The sequence below is a fragment of the Mesorhizobium sp. WSM4841 genome, assembly GCF_055811515.1.
Genome location: NZ_JBVVQC010000069.1, coordinates 1 through 7,671, shown reverse-complemented (window position 1 = coordinate 7,671; position 7,671 = coordinate 1). Strand labels below are relative to the sequence as shown.

The following is a 7,671-nucleotide window of genomic DNA, read 5'->3' as shown; positions in this document are numbered from 1 at the left end:
CCCCTAACCCCTCCCCCTTGTGGGGAGGGGTTAGGGGTGGGGGTACATCGTAGAGCGAAAGCCTCGGCTTTCCACCTGCGATAGCCCTGCCCTTGTGGGGGAGATGCCAAGTATTGGCAAAGAGGGCAGGACTGAGACGGTTCAAGCGCTGCTAAGCGCCTCGATGGCTTTCGCCAGCGCAGCCGGATCGCCGAGGATGCGCAGCGTCTTCAGCCGGGCCGTGCCGCCGGCGACGACCGAGACGGCCGATCGCGACACTCCCAGCGCCTTGGCGACCAGCCGTACGAGCGCTTGGTTGGCGGCGCCGTTTTCCGGCACGGCGCGGACGCGCGCCTTCAGGTGGCTTCGCCCGTCTCCCGAGGTCTCGATGCCTTCGAGCCTGTCCATCGCCGCTTTCGGCGTCAGCCGGACGAACAGGTCGACACCGTCATTACGCAAGCGAAACGAGGTGCTCATAAACGCTTGGTCAGACCAGCGGCAACACCGTGGTGAGCAGGAACTGCCTGAGGAAGAACAGGATCAGAAGCAGGATGATCGGCGAAATATCGATGCCGCCGAGATCGGGCAGGAAGCGGCGGATCGGCCGCAGCGCCGGCTCGGTCAGCCGGAACAGCATGTTGCTGACGCTATCGACGAACTGGTTGCGCGAGTTGACGACGTTGAAGGCGTAGAGCCATGAGAAAATCGCCGAAGCGATGATGATCCACCAATAAATGTCAAGCGCCAGGACAATGGTCTGAATGAGGGCTATCATGCCGGTCTCCGATTGGTTGCCGACATGTAGCCATTACGGGCGAAAGCGGCAAGAGCTTCCGCGGCCACGCCAGGCCGGTGGCTGGCCGCGCGGCTTTTGGGCAAAACGCAGTCTTGACAGGAAACCGCCGCGCCCGATAAATGCGGCCATCCGCTGGACGGGGCTGTAGCTCAGCTGGGAGAGCGCGTCGTTCGCAATGACGAGGTCAGGAGTTCGATCCTCCTCAGCTCCACCAGCGGAAATTTACCCCAGTAAAATCAAGAAGATAGCTGTACCGGCGCACCCCGAAGGCGCTCTGGCGGAAGGCCGCTTTGAGCTTGGGGCTTAAACCTGCCCATCAAGCCATTCTCGCAGATCGCGGTCCTCGTGATCTTCAGCGATAGATGGTCTCGTCCTAACGTACCAGATCACGGCAAATCCACCGGCCGCCCACGCGCCAGCAAACACGTCTACGATGATGTCCGTCACTTCAAAACCCCTAAGCCCAACCCACATTTAGCTCGACCGAAATCGCTCCACAACAGCAAAATCAGGTCGTTGCCGGAGTGGGCTGGCGCCCCGCCTGGGGGAGTCATGCTGTTGTCAGATGCCCAATCAGCCGCATCTTTGCAGCGGCCCAACGCCAATCTGCATTTTCTCAATGGCATGGTCGGCGCCTCGCAGGCCTCGCTCGGCCGCATCGACAATGGCCTCGACATCGCTTCGAGCGCATGGTTGATCTGCTGGCTTCCATATCTGAAAAAATGAAACGTTGTTCCGGGAGGAGGAATGGAACTTCGGCTAGACAACAAGGTGGTGCTGGTCACCGGTGCGACGCAAGGCATTGGCCGGGCGATCGCCGAGACGCTCGCGCGTTCTGGTGCCGGCGGTCTGCTGGTCACCGGCCGCGAGCCCGTGCGCGGCAACGAAGTGGCGACGTCGCTCTCCCAGGCCGGCACGCCAACCGCGTTCGTCGCCGCCGATCTGGCGGATACCACGGCGCCGGCGCGGCTGGTGGACGAATGCGTCAGTCGTTTCGGCCGTATCGACGCGCTGGTCAACGCCGCCGGCCTGACCAACCGCGCCTCGTTTCTCGATGCCGACCTCGACGATTGGGCGGCGCTGTTCGCCGTCAATGCGCGGGCGCCGTTCTTCCTGATGCAGGCAGCCATCACGCAGATGCGCAAGCAAGGTCAAGGCGGCGCCATCGTCAACATCCTGTCGATCAACGCGCATTGCGGCTCGCCGGAACTCGCCGTCTATTCGGCCACCAAGGGCGCGTTAGCCACACTCACCCGCAATGCCGCCAATGCGCACCGATTCGACCGCATCCGCGTTAACGGCATCAATGTCGGCTGGACCGACACGCCGGCCGAACGCATCATGCAAGCCGAGACGCTGGGGCATGGCCCGGGCTGGATCGACGCCGCCAACGCGTCGCAGCCTTTCGGGCGCCTGCTGGCAGCCGACGAGGTGGCCAACCTCACTGTCTTCCTGCTCGCCGACGCCTCCGGGCCGATGACCGGCGCGCTGATCGACCAGGAGCAATGGGTCGTCGGGGCGAACCGGTGACGGCTTCCGCATCGCCCGAACCGCTGGGCCCGGCACTGCTTAGCCGGCTTCCTCCTTCCGTCCAAAAGCCGTCCTACGACCGGACAGCGCTGGCCCCGGGCATCGCCCATATCGGCGTCGGCGCCTTCCACCGCTGCTTTGCCGGGTGGCGCGGGAATGGCGGACTGGATCGCCGCTAACGATGATTTCCGCACGGCTGTCACGGCCAGTCACGACGGCTTGCTCTGCGACGATCCGATGGCGTTCGTCGGACAGGTTTGCGCATTGCCGGCGGCCACACGGTTGAAGCGGCCCGCACAATCGGCATAGTAGATCGGTCGTGGATCACGACCAGGGGAGGGCAATATGAAGCTCGGACTGCTCACCGCACCGTTTGCCGACACCTCGCTCGGCGAGGTCGCCGACTGGGCAAGTTCTGCCGGCTTCGAGGCGCTGGAGATCGCCTGCTGGCCGAAATCCTCAGGCGCTGCCCGGCGCTATGCCGGCACCAGCCATATCGACGCCGCCTCGACCTCGGCCACGCAGGCGAAGGAAATCGCCGCCGCACTGGCGGAAGAGAACCTGTCGATCTCCGGCCTCGGCTTTTATCCCAATCCGCTGCATCCCGATGCCGCCCGCCGCAAGGCCGTCATCGATGATTTGAAGAAGGTGATCGTGCTGGCGAGCCATATGGGCGTGCCGGTGGTCAACACCTTCTGCGGCGGCGACGCTTCAAAAACCATCGACGCCAACTGGCAAGAGGCACTCAAGGTCTGGCCCGCTATCATCGCCCATGCGCGCGACAACGGCGTCAAGCTGGCCTTTGAGAACTGCCCGATGATCTTCAGCTATGACGAATGGCCGGGCGGCCACAACATCGCCTATTCGCCCCATATCTGGCGCCGCATTCTCGAGGCGTGGGGCGGCGACGTCGGCATGAATTTCGACCCGTCGCATCTGGTCTGGCAGATGATCGACCAGGCCCGCTTCATCAGGGAATTCGGCCCGTACATGCTGCATGTTCATGCCAAGGACCTGATGATCGATCATGATGGACTTTACGAGCGCGGTATTCTCTCGGCCGGCATGGGCTGGCAGGTGCCGCGCATGCCGGGGCTTGGCGATGTCGACTGGAATGTGATCTTCTCCGGCCTCTACCGGGCCGGCTACGACGGGCCCATCATCATCGAGCACGAGGACCGGGGGTTTGAGGGGAGCGATGAAAAGGTCAAGCGCGGCTTTCTGCTGGCCCGCGACGTGCTGCGCCCCTTCGTGAAATGAGCCCCTTTTCGAACTGAACTGAGATCAATGTGGAGGAAGACTGAAATGAAAAAATATCTGGCAATGGTCCCGCTGCTTGCCGGCGCGGCATTTCTGGCTTCGGTGGGCGTCTCGTCCGCTGAAGCCAAATACACGATCGGCGTCTCCAACACGGTGCAGGGCAACGGCTGGCGCGAGGAGATGATCTGCGCCATCAAGGCGCAGGCGCTCGCCTCCGGCGAGGTGACCAAGCTCAACATTGCCCATCGCAACACCGACGCCGCCGGCCAGCTCGAGGACATCCGCAACCTGATCAGCGCCAAGGTCAACGCCATCGTCGTCAACCCGGCCGATCCCGCCGGCATCAAGTCAGCCCTCGAGGAAGCCACCAAGGCCGGCATCGTCGTCGTCGCCGTCGACCAGGCGGTCACCGAGCCCTCGGCCTACATCATCTCCAACAACCAGGAGCAGTACGCCTATCTCGGCGCCAAATGGCTGTTCCAGCAGATCGGCGGCAAGGGCGACGTCGTCTACATGCGCGGCGCGGCCGGCGCCTCGGCCGACAGCGACCGCGACAAGGGTTTCAAGAAGGCGCTTGCCGAATTCCCCGACGTGAAGGTCGTGCACGAGGTTTTCACCGGCTGGCAGCAGGACCAGGGCAAGCAGCAGATCCTCGATTTCATCGCCACCGGATCGCCGTTCAACGGCATCTGGACCTCGGGCATCGACAATGTGATCGTCGACGCGCTGGTCGAGTCGCAGACGCCGCTGGTGCCGGTGGTCGGCGCCGACAATGCCGGCTTCGTCGGCCAGCTGAACTCGGTCGAAGGCCTTGTCGGCGCGGCGGTGACCAATCCCGGTTCGATCGGCGGCGCCGGCGTGACGCTGGCTCTGCAGATCCTGAACGGCAAGAAGCCGGCGGAGCAGACCGTGCTGGTCGAACCGCAGCTCTGGGAGAACGCCACCGAAGAGGGCAAGGCCAAGCTGAAGGGCGCGGCCGATCCGTCGCTGAGCCCGGAATGGCCGGTCTCGATCTCCATCCCGGAGTGGACCACCTACACCAAGGACCAGATCATCGCCTGCAAGGGCCCGGGCGAGTAAAGATCGCTTCAGACCATGACCGTTTCCAACTTGTGCGGAGACGGCCAATTGTCGAGGTTGGCGCCGCCCCTCATCGCCCTGCCGGGCACTTCTCCCCGTAGAGTGACGGGGAGAAGGGGGCCGGCCGCAACTCCGGCGCTCTTCCTGCGACGGTGATGATTGGCGAAACCGGCGATGACAGCGCCCCTCTCCCCGTCTCTAAACGGGGAGAGGATGCCGGCAGGCAGGTGAGGGGCGGCGCCAGCGTGAAATGATTTGAAGCCACATAAATCGAGAGCAACGCGATTTTGACCACCAACCCCCTCCTGGACGCCACCGGCGTCGTGAAGACTTACGGCGCCGTGGTGGCGCTGCGCAACGCGTCGCTGTCGGTTGTGCCGGGCGAGGTTCACGCCCTGATGGGCGCCAATGGCGCCGGCAAATCGACGCTGGTAAAAATCCTGACCGGCGCCATCCGCGCCGATGCCGGGCATATCCTGATCCGCGGCGAAGCCCGCGACGTGCGCTCGCCCGCCGATGCGCGCCGCGCCGGCCTGCTTCCGGTTTACCAGGAACCATCGCTCATCCCCGATCTCGACGTCGCCTCCAATCTTCGCCTGACCGACACGCCGGTCGAGCCGTTCCGCGCCTGGGTGCGCGAACTCGGCATTCCCGACCTCGACATCCGCGACACCGCGCGCGACATCCCGCTTGCCGTGCTGCGCGTGCTCGATCTGGCGCGGGCGCTGGCGGTCGAGCCCGACGTTCTGCTGCTCGACGAAATGACCGCGGCACTGCCGGCAAACCTTGCCGAAAAGGTGCTCGAGGTCGTTCGCCGCCAGGGCGACAGCGGCCGTTCGGTGATCTTCATTTCCCACCGTTTTGTCGAGATATCGGCACTTTGCGACCGTGCCACCGTGCTTCGCGACGGCGAGACCGTCGGCGTCGTCGACATCGAACCAGGCGTCGAGGAGCGCATCGTCGAGATGATGCTCGGCGCCAAGGTCGAAAAGACGCAAGTGGCGGCGCGCCAGGCGGGCCAGGCCGCTTCGCCTAGGGATAGCCGTCCGCGCCTCGGCGTGGCGAACCTTCGTGTCGGCACCAAGCTCAACGACGTCTCGTTCGACCTGGCCAACGGCGAGGTTGCGGGCGTCGTCGCGCTTGAGGGACAAGGCCAGGACGAGCTCTTCGCCGCCCTCGCCGGCTCCATCCGCCCGTCCGGCGGCACGATCGAGGTGGACGGGAAGCCGATGAGATTCGTGCATCCGGCCGATGCGATCCGCGCCGGCATTGCCTATGTGCCCGGCGACCGCACCGAAGCTTTGACCATGCAGCGCTCCGTGCGCGAAAACATCGCGCTCCCGTTCAGCGCCGCGTTGCGCAACTGGGGGCCGATCAACATGGCGCAGGAACGCTCCAGCGTCGTCAGTGCGATCGAGCGTCTGCAGATCGACACGCGCGCCCAGCGCGAGGTGCAGCGCCTGTCCGGCGGCAATCAGCAGAAGGTGACGATCGCCCGCTGGATCGCCGCCGAAGCACAGACCATCCTCTGCTTCGACCCGACACGCGGCATCGATGTCGGCACCAAGCAGGAGATCTACAAGCTGCTGCGCGAACTCGCCGACCAGGGCAAGTCCGTGCTGTTCTATACATCCGAGCTCGAGGAGGTACAGCGTGTCTGCGATCGCGTCATCGTCATCTTTGGAGGGCGCGTCGTCGATGTCTTCCCCGTCGAACTCGCCGACGAGCCGGCGCTGATGCGCGCCGCCTATGGCTTGCCGCGCGGCGCCAAGGAGGATGTCGGCATTCTCGCCGATATCCACTCGAGCCCGGTGGCGAAACCTTGACCCGCCTCGTCCGCCGTCAGGGCTGGGTCGCAGGCCTGCTTGTCCTCTTCGTGGTCCTCTTCGTGATCACCAGGCTCATCCAGCCGGGCTATGGCAGCGGCGATTTCGGCTCGCTGGTGCGCGCCGTGCTGCCCTACGCCTTTGCCGTGGCCGCCCAGACGATTGTCGTCATCGCCGGCGGCATCGATCTTTCCGTCGGCGCCATGATGGCGCTGACCAGCGTCACCGCCGCCTCGATGATGGACGGCGCCAGCGAGGAATACGCGCTTTTCGTCGTGCCGTTCGTGCTGGCCATGGGACTGGTGCTGGGCGCCGTCAACGGCATGCTGATCGTCGTCACCCGCGTGCCCGACATCGTCGTCACGCTGGCCACCCTCTTCGTTCTGCAGGGCGCGGCGCTGCTGGTCCTCAGTGCGCCCGGCGGCGCGGTCGCCGAATGGCTGAGGGCGACCATCGTCGGGACGGTCGCGATCCCGGGGTTGCCCGGGATCTCCGCCTGGATACCGAAGGCGCTGGTGCTTTTGGTCGTCTGCCTCTGCATCATCTGGATACCGCTCAAGCGCTCAAAACTCGGCCTGTCGATCTACGCCATCGGCAGCAGCGAGCTCGCGGCGTTTCGCAGCGGCGTGCCTGTCGCGCGCACCAAGATCATCGCCTACGCCCTGTCGGGGCTTTTCGCTGCCATGGGCGGGCTGGCGCTGACCATGAGCACAGGCATCGGCGCCCCCATTCCCGGCCCCTATCTTCTTGCCAGCGTGGCGGCGGTCGTGCTCGGCGGCGTCGCACTTGGCGGCGGCAAGGGCGGGTTGCTCGGCCCGATCGTCGCGGTCTTCGTGCTGCGGCTGGTGCGCACCGACCTGACGCTGCTGGCCATCGATCCCAACGTCACCGCAATCATCGAGGGCGCGATCATGGTCGCCGTTGTCATGTTCGGCGCCTTCATCACCATGCGGAGCCGGCCATCATGAGAGGCGAGGTGATGCTGACGATCTCTCCCTTTAAGGCAAAGCAATCGCGTATGAGAGACCCCCTCATCCGGCCGCTTCGCGTCCCTCTTCTCCCCGTTGGGGAGAAGAGGCTGGCGTCGACGCTGGCGACCTCCTCTCCCCTCGGGGAGAGGTCGGATTGCCCCGAATTGCCCGTGGCAAATCGGGTGGGCATCCGGGGGCGGGGGGCCTGGGGCCTATGCGCTCGCCCGGG

Annotated in this window: 9 protein-coding genes and 1 tRNA gene; 8 read left to right on the top strand and 2 right to left on the bottom strand. The window is 64.9% G+C overall.

All coding sequences use genetic code 11. The features are described 5' to 3' along the window. Positions 1 to 141: 141 nt before the first annotated feature. Both AC0L14_RS34520 and AC0L14_RS34515 read right to left on the bottom strand, forming a co-directional pair. On the bottom strand, positions 142 to 456 hold the full coding sequence (locus tag AC0L14_RS34520; protein WP_473485834.1) for a DUF167 family protein: 315 nt from the start codon (positions 454 to 456) through the stop codon (positions 142 to 144). 10 nt (positions 457 to 466) lie between these two features. After that, entirely contained in the window at positions 467 to 754 is a 288-nt protein-coding gene (locus AC0L14_RS34515; protein WP_473485835.1) for a YggT family protein, read from the bottom strand. 159 nt (positions 755 to 913) lie between these two features. On the opposite strand from AC0L14_RS34515, the gene AC0L14_RS34510 reads away from it, so the two are divergent. The 8 genes from AC0L14_RS34510 to AC0L14_RS34475 all read left to right on the top strand — a co-directional run bounded on the left by AC0L14_RS34510 (position 914) and on the right by AC0L14_RS34475 (position 7,439). Beyond that, positions 914 to 989: transfer RNA gene (locus AC0L14_RS34510), tRNA-Ala, on the top strand. 131 nt (positions 990 to 1,120) lie between these two features. Then, positions 1,121 to 1,501 carry a hypothetical protein gene (locus AC0L14_RS34505; RefSeq protein ID WP_473638488.1) on the top strand — a complete coding sequence of 127 codons (381 nt, stop codon included), beginning with the start codon at positions 1,121 to 1,123 and terminating at the stop codon, positions 1,499 to 1,501. A 21-nt stretch (positions 1,502 to 1,522) separates the two neighbouring features. Beyond that, entirely contained in the window at positions 1,523 to 2,305 is a 783-nt protein-coding gene (locus AC0L14_RS34500; protein ID WP_473485837.1) for an SDR family oxidoreductase, read from the top strand. Beyond that, positions 2,302 to 2,484, top strand: a complete 183-nt coding sequence (locus tag AC0L14_RS34495) for a hypothetical protein (RefSeq protein WP_473485838.1) — start codon at positions 2,302 to 2,304, stop codon at positions 2,482 to 2,484. Before AC0L14_RS34500 ends, AC0L14_RS34495 begins: the two co-directional genes overlap by 4 nt. Before the next feature lie 166 nt (positions 2,485 to 2,650). Next, positions 2,651 to 3,565, top strand: coding sequence for a sugar phosphate isomerase/epimerase family protein (locus AC0L14_RS34490; protein WP_473752202.1), 915 nt, complete (start codon positions 2,651 to 2,653; stop codon positions 3,563 to 3,565). 45 nt (positions 3,566 to 3,610) lie between these two features. Next, on the top strand, positions 3,611 to 4,645 hold the full coding sequence (locus AC0L14_RS34485; RefSeq protein WP_473485840.1) for an ABC transporter substrate-binding protein: 1,035 nt from the start codon (positions 3,611 to 3,613) through the stop codon (positions 4,643 to 4,645). Positions 4,646 to 4,932: 287 nt separating this feature from the next. Then, a complete protein-coding gene (locus tag AC0L14_RS34480) occupies positions 4,933 to 6,471 on the top strand; it encodes a sugar ABC transporter ATP-binding protein (RefSeq protein ID WP_473485841.1) in 1,539 nt (512 codons plus the stop codon). Next, positions 6,468 to 7,439, top strand: a complete 972-nt coding sequence (locus AC0L14_RS34475) for an ABC transporter permease (RefSeq protein WP_473485842.1) — start codon at positions 6,468 to 6,470, stop codon at positions 7,437 to 7,439. Before AC0L14_RS34480 ends, AC0L14_RS34475 begins: the two co-directional genes overlap by 4 nt. Positions 7,440 to 7,671: the final 232 nt, after the last annotated feature.

Coding starts and splice junctions, on each gene's coding strand:
- AC0L14_RS34520 (WP_473485834.1), bottom strand. CDS start 456: ATGAGCACCTCGTTTCGCTTGCGTAATGACGGTGTCGACCTGTTCGTC.
- AC0L14_RS34515 (WP_473485835.1), bottom strand. CDS start 754: ATGATAGCCCTCATTCAGACCATTGTCCTGGCGCTTGACATTTATTGG.
- AC0L14_RS34500 (WP_473485837.1), top strand. CDS start 1,523: ATGGAACTTCGGCTAGACAACAAGGTGGTGCTGGTCACCGGTGCGACG.
- AC0L14_RS34490 (WP_473752202.1), top strand. CDS start 2,651: ATGAAGCTCGGACTGCTCACCGCACCGTTTGCCGACACCTCGCTCGGC.
- AC0L14_RS34485 (WP_473485840.1), top strand. CDS start 3,611: ATGAAAAAATATCTGGCAATGGTCCCGCTGCTTGCCGGCGCGGCATTT.